Source organism: Arthrobacter gandavensis (assembly GCF_015355785.1).
GTDB lineage: Bacteria > Actinomycetota > Actinomycetes > Actinomycetales > Micrococcaceae > Arthrobacter_B > Arthrobacter_B gandavensis_A.
Window position 1 is genome coordinate 557,179 of the sequence record NZ_JADKYW010000005.1, and the last position, 18,266, is coordinate 575,444.

The 18,266-nt window shown below is 65.8% G+C and carries 15 protein-coding genes; 3 read left to right on the forward strand and 12 right to left on the reverse strand.

Going from position 1 to position 18,266, the window contains the following annotated elements; translation table 11 throughout:
* Positions 1-23: 23 nt before the first annotated feature.
* The 5 genes from ITX31_RS07700 to ITX31_RS07720 all read right to left on the reverse strand — a co-directional run bounded on the left by ITX31_RS07700 (position 24) and on the right by ITX31_RS07720 (position 4,250).
* The gene (locus ITX31_RS07700) at positions 24-635 is read right to left on the reverse strand and encodes a TetR family transcriptional regulator (protein ID WP_194782843.1); all 612 of its coding nucleotides are present in this window, start codon (positions 633-635) and stop codon (positions 24-26) included.
* 136 nt (positions 636-771) lie between these two features.
* Entirely contained in the window at positions 772-1,128 is a 357-nt protein-coding gene (locus tag ITX31_RS07705; RefSeq protein WP_194782844.1) for a YtxH domain-containing protein, read from the reverse strand.
* Positions 1,129-1,232: 104 nt separating this feature from the next.
* Entirely contained in the window at positions 1,233-1,637 is a 405-nt protein-coding gene (locus tag ITX31_RS07710) for a DUF779 domain-containing protein (RefSeq protein WP_194782845.1), read from the reverse strand.
* The gene (adhP, locus tag ITX31_RS07715) at positions 1,637-2,656 is read right to left on the reverse strand and encodes an alcohol dehydrogenase AdhP (RefSeq protein ID WP_416354798.1); all 1,020 of its coding nucleotides are present in this window, start codon (positions 2,654-2,656) and stop codon (positions 1,637-1,639) included. The genes ITX31_RS07710 and adhP overlap by 1 nt, the downstream gene beginning before the upstream one ends.
* 70 nt (positions 2,657-2,726) lie before the next feature.
* On the reverse strand, positions 2,727-4,250 hold the full coding sequence (locus ITX31_RS07720) for an aldehyde dehydrogenase family protein (RefSeq protein ID WP_194782846.1): 1,524 nt from the start codon (positions 4,248-4,250) through the stop codon (positions 2,727-2,729).
* 193 nt (positions 4,251-4,443) lie between these two features.
* On the opposite strand from ITX31_RS07720, the gene ITX31_RS07725 reads away from it, so the two are divergent.
* Positions 4,444-6,108, forward strand: coding sequence for a DHA2 family efflux MFS transporter permease subunit (locus tag ITX31_RS07725; RefSeq protein WP_194782847.1), 1,665 nt, complete (start codon positions 4,444-4,446; stop codon positions 6,106-6,108).
* On the opposite strand, the gene ITX31_RS07730 is transcribed toward ITX31_RS07725, so the two are convergent.
* Together ITX31_RS07730 and ITX31_RS07735 are read right to left on the reverse strand one after the other, a co-directional pair.
* A complete protein-coding gene (locus tag ITX31_RS07730) occupies positions 6,105-7,421 on the reverse strand; it encodes a GAF domain-containing protein (RefSeq protein WP_323745612.1) in 1,317 nt (438 codons plus the stop codon). The two genes, ITX31_RS07725 and ITX31_RS07730, sit on opposite strands and share 4 nt — an antisense overlap.
* Positions 7,422-7,667: 246 nt before the next feature.
* The gene (locus ITX31_RS07735; protein WP_194782848.1) at positions 7,668-9,095 is read right to left on the reverse strand and encodes an FAD-dependent oxidoreductase; all 1,428 of its coding nucleotides are present in this window, start codon (positions 9,093-9,095) and stop codon (positions 7,668-7,670) included.
* Positions 9,096-9,233: 138 nt separating this feature from the next.
* Here ITX31_RS07735 and rarD point away from each other — a divergent pair, with 138 nt between their 5' ends.
* The gene (gene rarD, locus ITX31_RS07740; RefSeq protein WP_194782849.1) at positions 9,234-10,256 is read left to right on the forward strand and encodes an EamA family transporter RarD; all 1,023 of its coding nucleotides are present in this window, start codon (positions 9,234-9,236) and stop codon (positions 10,254-10,256) included.
* Between the two features lie 87 nt (positions 10,257-10,343).
* On the opposite strand, the gene ITX31_RS07745 is transcribed toward rarD, so the two are convergent.
* The 4 genes from ITX31_RS07745 to ITX31_RS07760 form a co-directional block, all read right to left on the reverse strand.
* Positions 10,344-11,792, reverse strand: a complete 1,449-nt coding sequence (locus ITX31_RS07745) for a CAP domain-containing protein (RefSeq protein WP_194782850.1) — start codon at positions 11,790-11,792, stop codon at positions 10,344-10,346.
* 239 nt (positions 11,793-12,031) lie between these two features.
* Positions 12,032-13,588 carry an APC family permease gene (locus ITX31_RS07750; RefSeq protein ID WP_323745613.1) on the reverse strand — a complete coding sequence of 519 codons (1,557 nt, stop codon included), beginning with the start codon at positions 13,586-13,588 and terminating at the stop codon, positions 12,032-12,034.
* A complete protein-coding gene (locus ITX31_RS07755) occupies positions 13,585-14,466 on the reverse strand; it encodes a universal stress protein (protein WP_194782851.1) in 882 nt (293 codons plus the stop codon). Before ITX31_RS07755 ends, ITX31_RS07750 begins: the two co-directional genes overlap by 4 nt.
* Before the next feature lie 6 nt (positions 14,467-14,472).
* Complete coding sequence (locus ITX31_RS07760; protein WP_194782852.1) at positions 14,473-15,837, reverse strand: flavin monoamine oxidase family protein; 1,365 nt, start codon at positions 15,835-15,837, stop codon at positions 14,473-14,475.
* A gap of 192 nt (positions 15,838-16,029) precedes the next feature.
* Between ITX31_RS07760 and ITX31_RS07765 the strand changes: the two genes are divergently transcribed.
* On the forward strand, positions 16,030-16,686 hold the full coding sequence (locus tag ITX31_RS07765; RefSeq protein WP_194782853.1) for a TetR/AcrR family transcriptional regulator: 657 nt from the start codon (positions 16,030-16,032) through the stop codon (positions 16,684-16,686).
* A gap of 108 nt (positions 16,687-16,794) precedes the next feature.
* Here the strand turns inward: ITX31_RS07765 and gabT are convergent, their stop codons facing one another.
* Positions 16,795-18,150 (reverse strand): 4-aminobutyrate--2-oxoglutarate transaminase, encoded by a 1,356-nt coding sequence (gene gabT / locus ITX31_RS07770; RefSeq protein WP_194782854.1) that lies wholly within the window; start codon positions 18,148-18,150, stop codon positions 16,795-16,797.
* Positions 18,151-18,266: the final 116 nt, after the last annotated feature.

Consider the following 18,266-nt stretch of genomic DNA (forward strand, 5'->3'; position numbering starts at 1 on the left):
GTGGGCGGGCCGGGTTGAGAGATCTAGCGGCTGAAGCCGTCGCGGAGGAACCCGATGGCTTCAGAGAAGAGTTCTTCGAGCAGCGTGAGGGTCTGCGGAGTGATCTCGCCCTGCGTGCGTTGCTGCCACTGGGTAAAAGCGCTGCGCCCGCAGGCCAGCACTGCTGCAACCAGGGTGCTGGTGTAAAACGGGTCCGTCTCCTGTCCGAGGCGGGTCCGCAGGGAGTCCACGATCCGGTGCTCGGCGTGGTCCCAGGCTTCCAGGCGGACCCGCACCATGTCCGGGTGCTGTTCTGCCAGGCCGTGCAGCTCGGCCATCACGGCAAGGTTCGCCGGATCGGCAGGCTGGGAGAGTGCATGGAGCATTGAGTCAACAATGTCCTCGTCCTGCGGGCGTGCCTGGAAGTGGCCCAGCACTCCGTCCAGGAAGTCCTCCATGGCGACGTTGAGCGCTGCCGTGGCACTGGGGAAATAGTTGAAGAAGGTCCGGCGGGAGATGCCGGCGGCATCGGCAATGTCGTCAATGGTGAACTGACCGGCGCCTTTGCTGCGGACAAGTCCCAGAGTGGCATCGGCGATAGCCCGGCGGGTCGCCGTCTTGTTCCGCTCCCGGCGGGAAATCTGCTGCTCAGTCACATCGCTACACTAGGTGCAACTTTGCACGCGAGGCAAACTCTTTCCGGGAGGGTGCGGCGAGGCGCAGAAAATGCCCGCCCCGGTTTCCCGGGACGGGCATCGTACTGCAGCTTCGGGGCCGCAGCCCCCGCCTTGGCTAGCGGGTTTCGGGCTGCGGGCGCGCCGGGTCCATGGTTGATCCCCCGCCGGAGGTGTGGGACTTGTCCGCCGGATTGGCGGTTCCCGCCACTGAGGACGAATCCTTGGAGCTGCCGGAGACACTGTCCTTGGCGTGCGCCGCCGCATCCTTGGCGGAGGAAGCAGCGTCCTTGGCCGCACCGGCCACCTTGTCCTGGACTCCCGGTGCCTTCTGCTTGGCCCACTCCGTGCCCTGGCTGACCGTGTCCTGAACCTTCGGGTCATTCCACAGGGACATGATTTTCTCCCGGCCGGCCTTGGAACCGATCAGGTAGCCGACGCCGATCCCGGCCAGAAAAGTCATCTTCTTAACCATGGTGTTCCTCATTCCCGCCCCGCTCGAGGCATCATGATGTACGGTCCAATCCTCCGCAGCCGGCGGCCACGGAGGAATTAAACAGCAACCTTACTACCTGACACCTAGCGGGGCACATCCAGCAGCCGTGAGCGGATCAGGAACCGCTTGCCTTCCGGAGCCTCAAGCGAGAATCCACTCCCCCGGCCCGTGACGACGTCGACCGTCAGGTGTGTGTGCCTCCAGTACTCGAACTGCTCGGCGGACATCCAGAACCCGATGTCCCCGCCGTCCAGGTCAAAGACGCCGAGCAGCACGTCCGCCTCGGAGGTAATGAAGTCCCCTTCCGGATAGCACATGGGAGAGGAACCGTCACAGCAGCCGCCCGACTGGTGGAACATCAGCGGCCCGTGCTGCTGCTTCAGGCTCCGGAGCAGCTCCTGTGCTGCGGGCGTCAGGCCCACCCGGGAAAAAGTTTCCCCGGGCACGGAGGGCGCAGCATCCAGGATGTCATCGGCTCTCTGGTGCATCAGTACTTGACCACCACCCGGCCGTCCACCCTCCCGGCGGACAGTTCATCAAAGATGTCATTGATGTCTTCCAGCGGGCGGGTGGCGATCTTCGGGTGGATCAGGCCCCGGTCGTAGAAGTCGAGCGCCTCCACCATGTCCTGGCGGGTGCCCACGATGGAGCCCCGGATGGTCAGGCCCTTGAGCACGATGTCGAAGATGGGCGCAGGGAAGTCCCCGGGCGGCAGGCCGTTGAAGACGATCGTTCCGCCGCGGCGTGCCATCCCGATGGCCTGGCCGAAGGCCGAGGGGTGCACTGCGGTGACCAGTACGCCGTGCGCCCCTCCGGTCTGGGTCTGGATGGCTTCGGCCGGGTCCTCATTCAGTGCGTTGACGGTTACCTCGGCGCCGAATTCACGCGCCAGGGCCAGCTTGTCCTCAGCGATGTCCACGGCTGCGACCCGCAGGCCCATCGCTTTGGCATACTGCACGGCAACGTGCCCCAGTCCTCCAATTCCCGAGATCACGGCCCACTGGCCAGGCCGCGCCTCGGTCATCTTCAGTCCCTTGTAGACGGTGACGCCGGCGCACAGCACCGGCGCCACTTCCACCGGGTCCGCACCCTCGGGGATGTGCGCCGCGAACTTCTCATCCACCAGCATGTATTCCCCGAAGGACCCGTCGACGGTGTAACCGCCGTTCTTCTGCTGCAGGCACAGCGTCTCCCAGCCGGTGCGGCAGTATTCACAGACGCCGCAGGCGGACCACAGCCAGGCGTTGCCCACCATGTCCCCCTCCTTCAGCTCAGTGACGCCTTCACCGAGCGATACCACGCGCCCCACCCCTTCATGCCCGGGAATGAAGGGCGGAGCGGGCTTCACGGGCCAGTCCCCCTGGGCCGCGTGCAGGTCCGTGTGGCAGACCCCGGTTGATATCAGTTTCACCAGGACCTGGCCCGGTCCCGGGCTCGGAACATCTGTCTCGCCTACCGTGAGCGGTTCGGCAAGGGTGTTTACGACTGCGGCCTGCATGCGTTCCATGTCGATCTCCTGAGTAAGGGGGTGCACTGCTTGGGGACTGCTTGGGGACTGGCAGGGCGGAACCGGCGTCCTAGAAGAAGCCCTGCTTGGACTCGGCGTAGCTGACCAGCAGGTTCTTGGTCTGCTGGTAGTGGTCCAGCATCATGGCGTGGTTTTCGCGTCCAATGCCGGAGGACTTGTACCCGCCGAACGCCGCGTGCGCGGGGTAGGCGTGGTAGTTGTTCACCCAGACGCGGCCGGCCTGGATGTCGCGGCCCGCACGGTATGCCGTGTTGCCGTCCCGGGACCAGACGCCTGCACCCAGGCCATAGAGGGTGTCATTGGCAATCGCCATGGCCTCACCGTAGTCAGAGAACCGCGTCACAGAAACCACCGGCCCGAAAATCTCCTCCTGGAAGATGCGCATGTTGTTCGTGCCCTCAAAAACGGTGGGCTCGACGTAGAAGCCGCCGGCCAGATCGCCGCCGAGCACGTTGCGCTTGCCTCCGGCAAGGACCCTGGCGCCTTCCTGCCCGGCAATGTCCATGTAGGAGAGGACCTTCTCCAGCTGGTCATTGGAAGCCTGCGCTCCCACCATGGTGTTGGTGTCCAGCGGATTTCCCTGCACCATGGCGGCCGTGCGCGCCAGGGCATCGGACATGAAGGAATCGTAGATGGAGGTCTGGATCAGTGCACGTGAAGGACAGGTGCAGACTTCGCCCTGGTTCAGGGCGAACATGTTGAAGCCCTCAAGGGCCTTGTCATAGAACGCATCATCCCTTGCAGCAACATCGTCGAAGAAGATGTTCGGGCTCTTGCCGCCCAGCTCCAGCGTGACCGGGATCAGGTTCTGGCTGGCGTACTGCATGATCAGCCGGCCGGTGGTGGTTTCACCGGTGAAGGCAATCTTGCGGATCCGCTTGGAGGAAGCCAGCGGCTTGCCTGCCTCCACCCCAAAGCCGTTGACGATGTTCAGCACGCCTGCCGGGAGCAGGTCCGCGATCAGTTCTGCCAGTACCAGGATTGAGGCCGGGGTCTGCTCAGCAGGCTTGAGCACGACGGCGTTGCCGGCGGCGAGCGCGGGGGCCAGCTTCCAGGTGGCCATCAGGATGGGGAAGTTCCAGGGGATGATCTGGCCCACCACGCCCAATGGCTCGTGGAAGTGGTAAGCCGTGGTGTTGTCATCGATCTGCGAGAGGGTGCCTTCCTGCGCTCGGATGGCCCCCGCGAAGTACCGGAAGTGGTCCACGGCCAGCGGCAGATCCGCGGCAAGGGTCTCCCGGACCGGCTTGCCGTTGTCCCACGTCTCTGCGACGGCCAGCATCTCAAGGTTGTCCTCGATCCGGTCCGCGATGCGGTTCAGGATGTTGGCCCGCTCCGCCACGGACGTCTTTCCCCAGGAAGGCGCTGCCTTGTGTGCTGCGTCCAGGGCCAGGTCGATGTCCTCGGAGGTGCCCCGGGCCACTTCGCAGAAGACCTTGCCCGTTACCGGTGAAACGTTCTCAAAGTAGCCGCCCTTCACGGGGGCGACCCATTCTCCGCCGATCCAGTTTTCATAGCGGGGCTTGAATGAAACAAGTGCCTCGCCCTGTCCGGGCTGCGCGTAAACGGTCATGACTTGTCTGCTCCTCATTATCGAGCGTCGGCACACGACCTCAGTGTCGTGCCCTTCGGTGTGGTGAACGGTACGCAGCCGGACGTAGCATCCGGGTAGCAGGACACTCCGCGCACCTTCTGGCGGCCCGCAGCAGGCGGGGTTTATGGTTACCTAGGGCAATTTCTTAGCGATCGAGATATAAGGAACCCTAATGACTTCCGACCTTCCGGGCGCCGGCGCCGAACCGCGGCCCAGCCGGTACATCCGCTACCGCTGGTGGGGCCTTCTGGCCATCAGCCTTGGCGTGGCAATGATCATCATGGACGCGACCATCGTGTCCGTGTCCGTTCCCTCGATCGTCGGGGACCTGGGAATCTCCAGCACCGAGATCCAGTGGGTGCAGGAAATCTATACGCTGCTCTTCGCCGCCCTGCTCCTGACGTGGGGCCGCATTGCGGACCGGGTTGGCCGGCGGCGGATCATGCTGATCGGCGTCGCGCTCTTCATGGCGGCCTCGGTGCTGTGCGCCGTGGCCGAATCAGGCGGCGTCCTGATCCTGGGCCGCGCTGTCCAGGGCCTGGGCGGTTCAATGATCCTGCCCACCACCCTCGCGCTGTTGAACGCCAACTTCCAGGGACGGGACCGCGGCATTGCGTTCGCTGTCTGGGGTTCCACGATCGGCGGCATGGCCGCCATCGGTCCTCTGCTCGGTGGCTGGCTGACCGAGAATGCCAGCTGGCGCTGGGCCTTCGGCATCAACATCCCGGTAGGAGTGCTGGTCATTGCAGGGCTGCTGCTGTTCGTGGCCGAATCATCAGAAGCGGTCACCAGTGCCGTCCAGCGTCTTGACCTGGGCGGCGCCGGGCTGTCCATCCTGGGCTTTGGCGCGCTCGTCTTCGGCCTGATCGAAGGACGGAGCTACGGCTGGTGGGATGCCACCGAGAACGCACCGTTCCAGGTGGGAACCCTTTCCCCCGTTCCACTGGCCTTCGGACTGGCAGCCGTGGCGCTCTTCGGCTTCGTACTGCTGGAGCGCTCGCGGACCGCAGCGGGCAAGGGCGTCATCCTTGACCTCTCCCTTTTCCGCATCCCGTCCTTCGCCAACGGCAACGTGACGGCCCTGATTGTGAGCTTCGGCGAGTTCGGCCTGATCCTCTCCCTGCCGCTGTGGTTCCAGAATGTGCTGGGCTACACAGCTTTCGAAGCCGGACTCGCCCTGCTGCCCCTGGCCGTCGGCTCCTTCCTCGCCTCCGGCGGTGTTGCCTCACTGGCGCGGAAGTACAGCCCCGTGGTGGTGGTGCGAATGGGCCTGGTGCTTGAAATCCTCAGCATCTCCGCGCTTGCCCTGCTGATCCGCCCGGACAGCACCGCGTTGCTCACTTCTCCCATCCTGCTCTTCTACGGCATCGGGGTGGGGCTGGCCACGGCCCAGCTGACCTCCGTGATCCTGGCCGAAGTTCCCCTCGAGAAAAGCGGCCAGGGTTCGGCAACGCAGAGCACCGCCCGGCAGACCGGCTCCGCCCTGGGCATCGCCGTCCTGGGAACGGCCTTCTTCACCACCCTGCGCACCGGAACGGAGAACGCGGTTGCTGACGCGGTTGCTGCGGCACCCCAGCTTTCAGGTGCCGTGGACTCGGTCAATGCCACCTCCGGCGGCAGCATCACCGCACTGGCCGCGAATCCCCAGACCGCGTTCATAGCCGACGCCGCCAAGGACGCCATGACCAGCGGCGCCTCCCTTGCAGGCTGGATCGCCGCGGGAGCGCTGCTCATTGGCTTTCTGACCAGCCTGCGGATCAAACCGGTGATCGGTCCGCAGGCCGGCGAGCCGGCCGGAGTGCGGGCGCCTGAGCGGGACGGGAAGAACCGTCCCTAGGCCAGATCCCGTTCAATCCGCTGCAGTCCTGCCACTATCCCCGCCCGGCGCGGGGACCGAGGGGGCAGCAGCTGAAGCGCAAGGTGCCACGCCTCGGCGTCGTTCGCTGCCTCCTGAAGCTTGAGGTACTGCAGCACCGTCTCGATTCCGGCCTCAGCCAGAACAGCTTCGCGCAGCTCGGCACTCAGGCCCCGGCGCAGCTCCACGATCCCCGGGGCCTGGGAGTGCGGCAGCACAGGACCCTTGTAGATGTTCAGTGCCAGCCGGTGCGCCCCGCGGGAGAGGCAGGCACGGACCTGGCCCGCATCCAGTCCCAGCTCCGCCGGCAGGCGGTAGGGCCGGGAGCCGGGAACAATGCGCGCCGAGACTGAGCGGGAGAGAAGCTTGCGCAGCCTGAGCATCTCCGCGCGGACGCTGCCAACCGAGGCTGCCTCAGGGTAGGCCAGCACGGCCAGTTCCTCGGCGCTCAGCCCGCGCGGGTGCACGGCCAGGAGCGTCATTAGTTCCGAATGGCGCTGGCTGAGCTGCACCCGCTTCCCGTCCACGCAGAGGCCTGCTGTATCTGTTCCCAGGACCTGGAGACTGTCCTGGTACAGCGTGGACCGGGCAGTCCCGCCGTTACCGCGGCGGGTTCCGCCGGACTGCAGGCGTTCAACCCGCAGCTGGGCGGTGGCTGCGGCAACGGCAGCCTGGACCAGCGCCAGGGTGTGGACCGCAACGGCTTCTTCCTTGCCCGTGATGTCCACGACGCCCAGCACGCTGCCGGACTCGGGATCCTGCACCGGCACGGCCGTGCAGGACCAGGGATGGACCTGTGGACTGAAGTGCTCCGCGCCGGCTATCTGCACGCTGCGGCCGGTGGCCAGTGCCGTGCCGGGCGCACTGGTTCCCACCGTGTGCTCAGACCAGTCCGCCCCGGGCATGAACATCATGTCCTCCGCCCGGCGAAGGAGCTCCGGGTCGCCGTCCACCCACAGCAGCCTCCCCAGCTGGTCCCCTACTGCCACCAGCAGCCCGGTGTCCCTGCCCGGTTCAACGAGCAGGCGCTGGATAACCGGCATGATCGAGGCCAGCGGATGGGACCGGCGGTACGCTTCCAGTTCCGCGCCTTCAAGGACCAGCGCGGACCTCGCGGCGTCGGGATCGGGGTGGTGCCGCAGGGAACGCTGCCAGGATTCGCGCACCCCGGGGCGCAGTACGTCAAGGACTTCGCCCCGGGAGCGCAGGTTCTCGTGTGCGCGCCAGGCGTCACGCTGGAGTGTGTCCTGGGTACGGACAACCCTGCCCCGCAGAGCACTGGAAGACTGCTGCACCGTCCAACCTATCCTCGTTGATAAGGAGACCGTTCTGGCCGGAGCAGGTGCGGATCCGCATCACCGTTCCGGGCAGCCAGCGGCTGCCCGTCCATAGTGACACGGCACACCCCGCAGTTCCAGAGCACTGCCCTGACTGCCCGGAAACTCTTGGGCGGGCGCCCGTGACATGCGTAGAACTCCAAAAAAGCACCGAAGCCAGGCACACTGTCCGGTGCCTGGCTTCGGTTGGGTACTGCTTTGGCCCTAGCTGTCCCCGCCTCGGGAAATGCGGGTCATCTCATCGCGGTCCACAACCTTGACCCGCTCGCGGACCAGGTCGCCGATTCCGGGATCACCGTGGACATAACCTGCACCCATGGACTTCTCGTGGGCATCAAGCTGCTTCCAGCCTTCCCAGGTGGTGTATTCCACGCCGCGCTCCTCCAGCAGCCGGATAATTGCCTCGGGCTCGGGCTCTTCTGCGGCAGGCAGGCTGCGGCGGTCCTCAAGCAGGTAGCCGATGGTCTCCAGCGCGTCACCCTTGGTGTGGCCGATCAGGCCAACCGGCCCGCGCTTAATCCAGCCGGTGGTGTAAATGCCGGTGACCGGCTCGCCGCTGGTGTCCACCACCCGGCCGCCCTCGTTCGGAATGACACCGCGGCGGGAGTCGTAGCCAACCTCCGGCAGCTCGGACCCAAAGTAGCCCACGGCACGGTAGACAGCCTGGACCGGATAGTCGATGATTTCCCCGGTGCCCCGGGCGTTTCCGGTGCCGTCGAGTTCCGTGCGCTCCATCTTGATCCCGGCAACCTTGCCGGGGGCGGCGGGATCATCGTGGATCTCCACCGGGGAGTGCAGGAAGTGCAGGTGGAGACGGCGTGAGGCGCCGGAATCCTGTTCCTCAACCAGCCAGTTGGTCAGGGTATTAACCATGGTCTTGGTCTGGTTGTTGGTGCGGATCTGCTCGTCCGAGGCTTCGTCGAATTCGAAGTCCTCCGGGTACAGGACTATGTCTACGTCGCGGGAATGCGAGAGCTCCCGCAGTTCCAGCGGAGTGAACTTCACCTGGGCCGGACCGCGGCGCCCGAAGACGTGGACGTCCGTGACCGGAGACTTCTTGAGGCCCTCGTAGACGTTCGAAGGGATCTCCGTGGTCAGCAGGTCATCGGCGTGCTTGGAAAGGATGCGCGCGACGTCGAGGGCCACGTTTCCGTTGCCAATGACAGCGATTTCCTTGGCATCCAGGGGCCAGTCACGCGGAACGTCGGGGTTGCCGTCGTACCAGGAGACGAAGTCGGCGCCGCCGAAGGAGCCTTCGAGGCCGATTCCGGGGATGTCCAGCGGAGCGTCCTTCAGGGCACCGGTAGCGAAGATAATCGCGTCGTAGAAGTGCCGGAAATCCTTCAGGGTCAGGTCGCGGCCGTAGTTCACGTTGCCAAGGAAGCGGATGTCGCCGCGGTCCAGCACCTTTTCAAGTGCGTTGACGATGCCCTTGATGCGGGGGTGGTCCGGGGCCACTCCGTAGCGGATCAGGCCGTAGGGTGCCGGGTACTGGTCGAAGAGATCGATGCTGACTTCGAAGTCGCGGTCCGCTTTGGTCAGGATGTCTGCGGCGTAAACGCCGGCCGGACCAGCACCGATAATTGCGACTCGCATGGGACGCTGCGAGCTGTCCGGAGCTGAGTTAGACACTTAGAGTCCTTCTACTTGGGAGTCGTGGCACGCAAATGGCGCACGTTTTTATATTCTAATTGCCTGCTTCCGCAGCGTCTAAACGGATGCGCCTGTTCATCCGGGAATACGCCCACGGCGTAGCCGGTTGCAACGCACATGGCCAATGAGAATTCTTCCGGCGCGCAGCTGTCCGGCGCGGCGCCGCGGACCGCTGCCCCGGTTTCGACCGGCACCGTGTCCGGAGTCCCTTCCCCTGCTGCCGGGCCCGAGGAGAAGCCGAGTACGTCGGGACTGCTCTTCGGCATCGGCGCCTACGGCATTTGGGGCGTCCTGCCCTTGTATTTCCTGCTGCTGGAGCCTGCCGGACCGGTTGAGATCGTCGCTGCCCGCGTGGTCTTCTCCCTGGTCTTCTGCGCGGCCCTGCTGACGGTCATGCGCTCATGGCGGAGGGCGCTGACCGCCATGAAGGACGGACGGACACTGGCAACCCTGACGGCAGCGGCGCTGCTCATTGCGGTGAACTGGCTGGTGTTCGCCTGGGCCGTCCTGAACGGACACGCCGTGGAGGCGGCACTGGGCTACTTCATCAACCCGCTCATCTCCGTCCTGCTGGGCGTCCTGGTCCTGAAGGAGCGCCTGCGGCCCCTGCAATGGACAGCCATGGCGGTGGGATTTATCGCCGTGCTTGTGCTTGCCTTCGGCTACGGCACGGTGCCCTGGGTCGCCCTGGCCCTTGCGTTCAGCTTCGGCCTTTACGGGCTGGTGAAGAAGAATGTGGGCGGGAAGGTTGACGCCGTCTCCAGCCTCACCATCGAGACCGCGGTGCTGACGCCCGTTGCCGCCGTCGTACTGGTGGTCCTGGCAGCCTCCGGCTCCGGAACCCTGCTGACCGAGGGAACCGCGCACTTCTGGCTGCTGGCAGCCTCCGGCATCGCGACCGCCGTTCCGCTGGTGTTCTTCGGCGCTGCAGCACGGCGCCTGCCGCTGAGCACCGTTGGCCTGCTGCAGTACCTGGCCCCGATCCTCCAGTTCACGCTCGCCCTGCTGGTCTTCAACGAAGCCATGCCTGCCGAGCGCTGGGCCGGCTTCGGGCTGGTCTGGCTGGCTCTGGTGCTGCTGAGCGTGGACATGCTCGGCTCGCCGCGGCGGGCACGGATCCGCCGGGCTGCGGCCGTCTGAGTCCGCAGCCGCCCGCAACGGCCCGCTTAAGCACCGGACGGTGAGGGGTTCTCCCCTCACCGTCCGGTGTTTAAGCGCCTGCCGCTATTATCCCGCTGCCTCAACGGGTTCGGCCTGCTGACGGCTGCGCGGCCGCAGCGAGTACAGTGCAACCGCCCCGGAAAGCACCATCAGCACTCCGGCCGCGGCGATCAGCAGCTGGGGCGGTGTGACGCCGGTGTTGGGCAGCGTTGCTGCTGCGGTCTGGACGCTGGCTGCTGGAGCGCCCATGACCGTCACTGCCGGCTGGACGGAGAATGACTGCCAGCCGGCCAGCGAGCCGTCCATGTTGTACAGGGCCACCCGATGGTCCCCGGCTTCAAGCTCCGCCGGAACAGTCACCGCCAGGGTGCCGCTGCTGTCCGCCGTCAGTGTCCCCACCTTGACCGGGGTGGAGTGCAGGAAAGCCTGGTACTGCTGGCCCGGAACAAGCCCGGAGATTACCAGGAGGCTGCCCGCGGCCTTGGCCGTGAAGGACCCCCTGGCTTCAGGAGTCAGCAGCGCCGGATCGCTGGAGGAAAGTTCAACCACCTTGGGAGCGGCAACTTCCGCGTCCCTTGCCGGTACAGCGTCCTCCTGCTGCTCCGTGCCTTCCGGCCCCTGTGACGCCGCTCCGCTGAGGGACGGTGAAGGAGCAGGCTCCGCGGCGGGCCCGGGTGCAGGTTCCTGGACCAAAGCAGGTTCCGGCTCGGGAGCGGGAGCAGGCTCGAACTCGGGTGCGGGAGCAGGCTCCGATTCCGGAGCGGGCTCGGGTGCGGGAGCGGGCTCGGGTGCGGGCTCGGGTGCGGGAGCGGGCTCCGGCACAGGCGCGGGCTCGGGTGCGGGAGCGGGTTCGGGAGCAGGCTCGGGCTCCCGTTCAGGTGCGGGTTCGGGTGCCGGCTCAGGCCTAGGCGCCGGCGCCACCGGAGCGGGCTCGGGCTCCGGGGCAGGTGCCGGTTCCGGTGCCGGCTCAGGCCTAGGCGCCAGCGCCACCGGAGCGGGCTCCGGAGCCGGTGCTGGAGCAGGAACGTTGTATTCGCCGAAGTTCACTGTGGCGAGATAGACGCCCTTGTTCGGCCCCTCGGTGAGCTCAACAACGCCAATTCCCAGATCGGTGTCCGCGGCACGGAGCATGTTTGCCCGGTGCGGAGCGGAGTTGACCCACCACTGGAAGGCCTGCTCCACGCTCATGTTCCAGGCAATGTTTTCCGAGGCATGCTTGGCACCGGCCGGATACTGGGATGCGAAGGCCGGGTTGTGCAGGAAGGTTCCTGCGCCTGCCACCCGGGCCGTCTCGGCAGAACGCACGGTCCAGTCCTGTGCCACGCCGGCTATGCCGGGATTCCAGGCCAGCGGTTTCAGCGCGTGGACCGCACGGTAGTCATTGATCAGGGAGTGGAGACGAGACGCAGCCTGTCCGTCCAGTGAGGTGGCCGATGCCGGCGGCAACGCCACCACCGTCGCCCCTAAAGCGAGCGCGAGCGCAGCGAAAGCGCCCGCGAGTTTCCTCAGTCGCATTTTAGGTTCCTTTAGTGCCTCGAGACCCATGGGGGTGCCCCCGTTGAGGCCTGCGTTGAGCGGCCGTCCCCAAACGGCCGCGACACGCCGCAAGCGCGCGGTGCTTGACACTCAATGTAGTCGAAGGCGTCTTTCTTCACAACGGCACCATTGTTCACACAAGCCACAGAACCGCGGGATACCCACACCAAAGGAAGGCCCGCCCCGCCGAAGCAGGACGGGCCAAACCCGGATACGAACTAGAGAACCGCGGGGTTCTCCTCTTCCGCCGCCGAACGCGAGTGTCCGGTGCGGAGCGTCTCACCGCGGAAGAACCCGGGGTTTATCCGGTACATCACGAGCATCAGCACCGCTCCCAGGACGATTACGCCCATCCCAAGCACAAAGACCAGGCCAACGCCGCCCACCGAGGAACCGGACCCGTAGTCGGGATCCATCGAATCGAAGGCGGTCTTGATGAACATGACGAACAGGATGACGCCTCCAACCGCGGGCGCCAGGAACTTCAGCAGGAAGGACCGGATGCTTTCGAACGCATCGCGCCGGAAGTACCAGACGCAGGCCAGTGCAGTGATGCCGTAGTAGAAGCAAATCATCAGGCCCAGGGCCGTGATGGTGTCCCACAGTGCGTTTTCGGAGAGCAGCCGCGTCACCACGTAGAACGCGGATGCCGCAATGGCGGCAGCAACGGTGGCGTAGCCCGGGGATTTGTAAGACGGGCTGATCCGGCCGAACCGCTTCGGCAGGGCACGGTAGTGGCCCATCGCCAGCAGCGTCCGCGCCGGGGAGACGAACGTGGACTGCAGTGAGGCCGCGGAACTGGACAGGATGGACAAGGACATCAGGATCGCGAACGGTCCCATCACCGGGGTAGCCAGGATCGCGAAGATGCTCTCCTGGTTGTCCGGGTTGCCGGCTCCAAGCTCGCCGTCACCCACGCCTGCGAAGGAGATCACTGCCAGCGCGATCATCATGTAGATCAGCACAATGACAAAGACCGTGGCGGTGGCCGCACGGCCGGGGGTCTTGTCCGGATCCCGGGTTTCCTCATTCATGGTGAGGGTGACGTCCCAGCCCCAGTAGACAAAGATCGAGAGGGATACGCCGGCGGCGAAGGCGGAGAAGGACTCCACTGCGAAGGGGTTGAACCAGTCCCAGCTGATCTGCGTAGCATCAAATGCCGTACCGCCGGCCACGTGCGCAAAGGCCGCAACCGAGAACCAGGTCAGGACGATCAGCTGGAATGCCACCAGCACATACTGGACGGTTTTGGTGGTTTCAACCCCGCGGTAGGAAATCCAGCAGGCGATCGCTACGAACACCAGCGTGGTGGCGATGTTCAGCGGCAGGTTCAGCGTCAGGTCCGCCAGTGAATCATTGCCGGTAACCTGCGCGAGCATGAGGTAAAAGAAGTCCACCGCCACGGCCGCGAGGTTGGAGAGCACGATGATCGTCGCGGCGATCAGCCCCCAGCCGCCCATCCAGCCGACCCAGGGCCCGAAGGCACGGGTAGCCCAGGTAAAGGACGTCCCCGAGTCGGGCATCGCGTTGTTCAGTTCGCGGTAGCCCAGGGCCACCAGGATCATGGGAATGAAGCCGACCAGGAAAATCGCCGGCAGCTGCACCCCTACTTCCGAAACGGTGGGGCCCAGCCCGGAGGTCAGGGTGTACGCCGGGGCGATGCAGGAAATGCCGATGACGACGGCGCCGATCAGCCCGACCTGCCCGCCCTTCAGCCCCTTGCTGCTCAGCCCGGTGCCGCCGGCAGCGTTCTTGGTGCTGATGCGATTGCTCACTGCGGATCTCCTGACATCTGGCGCTGCGGGGCGGGCGTGTAGTTCCGGGGCACAACGACCATGGGAACCGGAAGGCTCCTCAGGACCTTGGAGGCCGTGGTGCCCAGGAAGAGCTGGTTGGCGCGGGCGAGCCGGCTGGAGCCGATGATGAGGATCTCGCCGTCCTCGAAGTCCAGGTCATCCACGGCGTTTTCGATGGTCCGGCCCTGGGCCACCACGCCCGTGACCTCGCACCGGCCGCCGGTCAGGGACAATGCGCGCTGCACCCGGTCATTGATGTGAAGCTGGGCTTCCTCCACGGCAGCATCCCCGGGGGCGTCCAGAGCCAGCAGGGAGAGCAGGCGCAGGGGCACGCCGCGGCGGGCTGCCGAGTCGCAGGCAACTTCCAGGACGTCCTCGGCACCGCGCCGCTCCCCTACTGCGCAGGTGATGCGGGTCAGCGGATCCCTCCGGCTGTATCCCCGCGGGGCCAGGGCAACCGGCACGCTCGCAGCGTGCAGCAGGGCATTGGCCACGCTGCCCACCGTGAAACGTTTAAACAGTCCGTTGCTTCCGGCGCCCACCACGATCAGGCCCGCGTCGAATTCTTCGGCGGCTTCGATCAGGCCGCGCGCGTCCGAGTCGGCGGTCCGGATGTGTCCCCTGGCCTCGACGTCGTCCGGCACCAGGGACAGGGCTTCATCCAGCCAGTCCCTTAGCTGGCGGGCCAGCAGCGTGGAGTACGTGCGTTCCGGCGGATACACCGCGGTGTAGGGCGACTCCTCCGGGTCCACGATCACCAGGTCCAGGGAGGCCCCCTGCGTGCGGGCGATGGTGCAGGCCAGGAACAGTGCGTCCCTGCCGCGTTCAGTGGCCGTGTAACCGACTACGTAGCGCATCGGATCTTAGCCCTTGTACAGCGCGGTGATGCGCTCGGCGGTCTTGGCACCCATGCGGACTGCGCCGTCGACGTGCTGGTAGCCCTCTGCGGCAAGATCGGAGCAGGACCAGTGGATGGGCCCCACCGGTGCCAGCTGGTCCGGACCGTAGCGGTGCAGGCCGCCGAGGTCGTAGCTGGCCGCGTACGCACCCCGTGTCCACTCTTCCGAACCCCAGTCGGATTCGTAGTAGACCTCGGGGGTGAGTGCTTCCTCGCCGAGGTAACCGGCAATGGATTCAAGAATGGCCTGCCGGCGCTCGTCGGCGCTGAGCTCGAACATCGCATCGGCCTTTTCATCCGACACGAAGCCCACCAAGGTGCCGCGACTGTCTTCATGGTTGGTGTTGTCGTAGACCTCCTGGACCAGCTCGTAGGCACCGAAACAGGTTCCGGAAAGCTCGGCCCCCCGCCAGAACGGCGTGGAGTAGACGGCGTGGACCTTGATGACCAGGCCCAGCGAGACGTGCTGGTGCATCTGGTGCTGGCGGCGCGGCAGCGGCGGGTCGAAGGAGACCCGCGAGTAGAGGTTCGGCGGCACGGCCATGACGGCGTAGCGCGCGTGGACGGTGACGCCGTCGGCCTCTGCCGTGACGGACGGACCCTCCTCGCTCCAGCGGAGCGTACGGACCGGTGCACCCAGGATGACGTCCTCGCCGAGGTCAGCGGCCATGCGCTCCGAGACCTGCTGCATTCCTCCGGCGACCCGGCGGTCCAGGATGAAGTTCTCGTCCACCAGGTTGGAGAACGAACCAGCCGAGGATGCCATCAGCAGCGCCTGCAGGGTGGAGAAGGAATGGGCAGGTTTGGTGAGCATTCCTCCTGCCACGAACAGCCCGATGTTGTTGCAGGCCTCTTCGTCGGAGGACTGTTCGCGCAGCCAGGCGGAGAAGGAGATGGTGTCCAGCGCCCGTGCGTCCGGATGTGTCCACGGTGCCGCCGGGTCTGTCTTGGCCGTGTGTTCGTCCAGGAGCGCGATCAGGCGCTCCATTTCCTGCGCTGTGGATTCGGCAACCGGGAACATGTCGCCGGAGTAGCGGACCGCGCGGTGGTCCGAGCCGATGTAGACGGATTCGCCCTCCCGGTAGCGCGGGAAAGTCTCCAGGCCCAGTTCTTCGACGAGCTCGCTGAGGGCTTCCTGGTCAGGGGAGATCCACTGTCCGCCGATCTCCAGGAAGGCGCCGTCGACCGTATCCGACCAGGTGCGGCCGCCCACGCGGTCCCGGGCTTCGAGCACTGCCACGCTTAGGCCTGCAGCCTTCAGTTTCCGCGCCGCGGTGAGGCCGGAGGGGCCTGCACCAATAATGACGACGTTCCGTTCCAGGGTTCGCACTATGTTTCCTCTCTCCAGCGGCCGACCTCCGGCCGCTCAAACCGAACGCTGTTTGATCCATGTTACCGAGTAGTAAATGAATAGCGTTCATTTTGTACCGACACTCTAGCGGACCCCCGGCTTTGCAGGGAGAGTCTGTGCGAATATTAATTTTGGGGGCACCCGGGTGCCGCAGACCTCGGGAGGAGCGCAATGGCAGGAGCACGCACACGGCGAAGTGCCGGCCGTCCCTCACAGCGGGTCCTGACGCAAGAGAACATCACCGCAGCGGCCCTGGAGGTGATCACTTCCCGCGGCTACACAGGCTTCACCATGTCCTCGCTGGCAGCCAAACTTCAGGTGGCCCCGTCTGCCCTCTACAACCACGCGGCTTCGAAGGCGGAAGTCCTGCGGTGGATCCAGGATGGCCTGATGGCCGAGGTGGACACTGCCTGCTTCGCGGAACGTGACTGGGCGGACGCGGTACGGACATGGGCCCGCTCCTACCGGGAAGTCTTTGCTCGGCACACCCCGCTGATCGCCGTAATCGCCGTCCTCCAGGTCTCAGGGGCACCGCGGACACTGGCCATGTACGAAGCCGTCACCGACGGCTTCCTCCGTGCGGGCTGGGACCACGGGAGGATTATTCCCGCGATTGTTGCGATGGAGTCCTTCATCTTCGGTTCAGCCTTCGACGCCGTTGCCCCGGCAGACATCTTTGACACCGGTTCCCTGGCCTCGGAAAGTCCGCTCTTCACTGCCGCCGTCGCAGCCGCTCCCGGCCGGGAAAGCGGCAAGGCAGCTGAACAGGCCTTCGAGAACGGGCTCGATGCCCTGATCCACGGCTTCACGGTACTCTCCGGCCGCTAGCCTCCGCCGGTTTCCAACCCCTCCCCGGTGCGGGCGCGCACCAGGTGCCGAACAGCAAAACGGGCGGCATCCGGTTTCCGGATGCCGCCCGTCAAGGCTGGTGGCCTGTTACGCCTGGGCGCGGATGGCCGCTTCCAGCACGTCCAGGCCGTCGGAGAGCAGGTCCTCGCCGATGACCAGCGGCGGGAGCAGACGGATGACGTTGCCGTAGGTGCCGCAGGTAAGGATGATGACACCCTCGGCCAGGCAGGCGGCCGCGATTTCCTTGGCGGCTGCGGCGTCGGGGGTCTTGGTTCCCGGCTTGACCAGTTCCAGTGCGAGCATGGCTCCGCGGCCGCGGACTTCACCGATCACACCGGTCTCTTCGGCAACCTTGCGCAGGCGCGGGACGGTGATCTCCTCGATGCGGCGGGCACGGCCGGCAAGGTCCTGGCCTTCCATCGTCTCGATCGCTGCGAGGGCGGAAGCGCACGCCACCGGGTTGCCGCCGTAGGTGCCGCCCAGGCCGCCGGGGTGCACCGCGTCGAGCAGTTCGGCGCGGCCCGTGACAGCGGAGAGCGGCATGCCGCCGGCAATGCCCTTGGCCATGGTCATGATGTCCGGGACTACACCCTCATGCTCAACGGCGAACCACTCGCCGGTGCGGCAGAAACCGGACTGGACCTCGTCCGCGATGAAGACGATGCCGTTGGCCTTGGCCCACTCTGCCAGCCGCGGCAGGAAGCCTTCGGCCGGGACGATGAATCCGCCTTCGCCCTGGATCGGTTCGATCAGCAGGGCAGCCAGCTGGTCGGCCCCGATCTGCTTTTCGATGGCGAGGATGGCGCGGTCGGCGGCTTCGGTGCCGGTGATCTCCGGGTTCTCTTCCCGGTAGGGGTAGCTCATGGGCATGCGGTAGATCTCGGATGCAAAGGGTCCGAAACCGGTCTTGTACGGCATGGCCTTGGCGGTGAGGCCCATGGTCAGGTTGGTGCGGCCGTGGTACGCGTGGTCGAAGGCGACTACGGCCTGGCGGCCGGTGGCGGAACGGGCAATCTTGATGGCGTTCTCGACCGCTTCGGCGCCGGAGTTGAAGAGCACGGTGCGCTTCTCATGGGTTCCGGGGGTCACCTCCGCGAGCTTTTCGGCCACGGCCACATAGCCCTCGTACGGGGTAACCATGAAGCAGGTGTGGGTGAAGTGCGCAACCTGCTCCTGGGCAGCTGCTACGACGGCGGGGTCGGACGCACCGACGCTGGTCACGGCGATGCCGGAGCCGAGGTCGATGAAGGAGTTGCCGTCGACGTCCACGATGATGCCGCCGTCGGCATCCTGGACGTACACGGGGACGCTGGAGGCAACGCCCTTGGCTACCACAGCGGCGCGGCGCTCGTTCAGGGCGGCGGACTTCGGGCCCGGGAAGGAACCGGTGATGTTCCGCTTCTGTTCCAGCCGGAAGGCCGGGGCGGTAGCTGAGGTGCTCATTGTTAATGCCTCTTTCGACGTGGGATCGGATATGCGAAAAGTGATTGGATGCACTGCGCCGCAGTGATCCAAATTTACGCGGCATCGCAGCGATAAGGCACGGACACCCGCACAAT

Coding starts and splice junctions, on each gene's coding strand:
- gabT (WP_194782854.1), bottom strand. CDS start 18,150: ATGAGCACCTCAGCTACCGCCCCGGCCTTCCGGCTGGAACAGAAGCGG.
- ITX31_RS07765 (WP_194782853.1), top strand. CDS start 16,030: ATGGCAGGAGCACGCACACGGCGAAGTGCCGGCCGTCCCTCACAGCGG.
- ITX31_RS07725 (WP_194782847.1), top strand. CDS start 4,444: ATGACTTCCGACCTTCCGGGCGCCGGCGCCGAACCGCGGCCCAGCCGG.
- ITX31_RS07755 (WP_194782851.1), bottom strand. CDS start 14,466: ATGCGCTACGTAGTCGGTTACACGGCCACTGAACGCGGCAGGGACGCA.
- adhP (WP_416354798.1), bottom strand. CDS start 2,656: ATGGAACGCATGCAGGCCGCAGTCGTAAACACCCTTGCCGAACCGCTC.
- ITX31_RS07710 (WP_194782845.1), bottom strand. CDS start 1,637: ATGCACCAGAGAGCCGATGACATCCTGGATGCTGCGCCCTCCGTGCCC.
- rarD (WP_194782849.1), top strand. CDS start 9,234: ATGGCCAATGAGAATTCTTCCGGCGCGCAGCTGTCCGGCGCGGCGCCG.
- ITX31_RS07745 (WP_194782850.1), bottom strand. CDS start 11,792: ATGCGACTGAGGAAACTCGCGGGCGCTTTCGCTGCGCTCGCGCTCGCT.
- ITX31_RS07705 (WP_194782844.1), bottom strand. CDS start 1,128: ATGGTTAAGAAGATGACTTTTCTGGCCGGGATCGGCGTCGGCTACCTG.
- ITX31_RS07720 (WP_194782846.1), bottom strand. CDS start 4,250: ATGACCGTTTACGCGCAGCCCGGACAGGGCGAGGCACTTGTTTCATTC.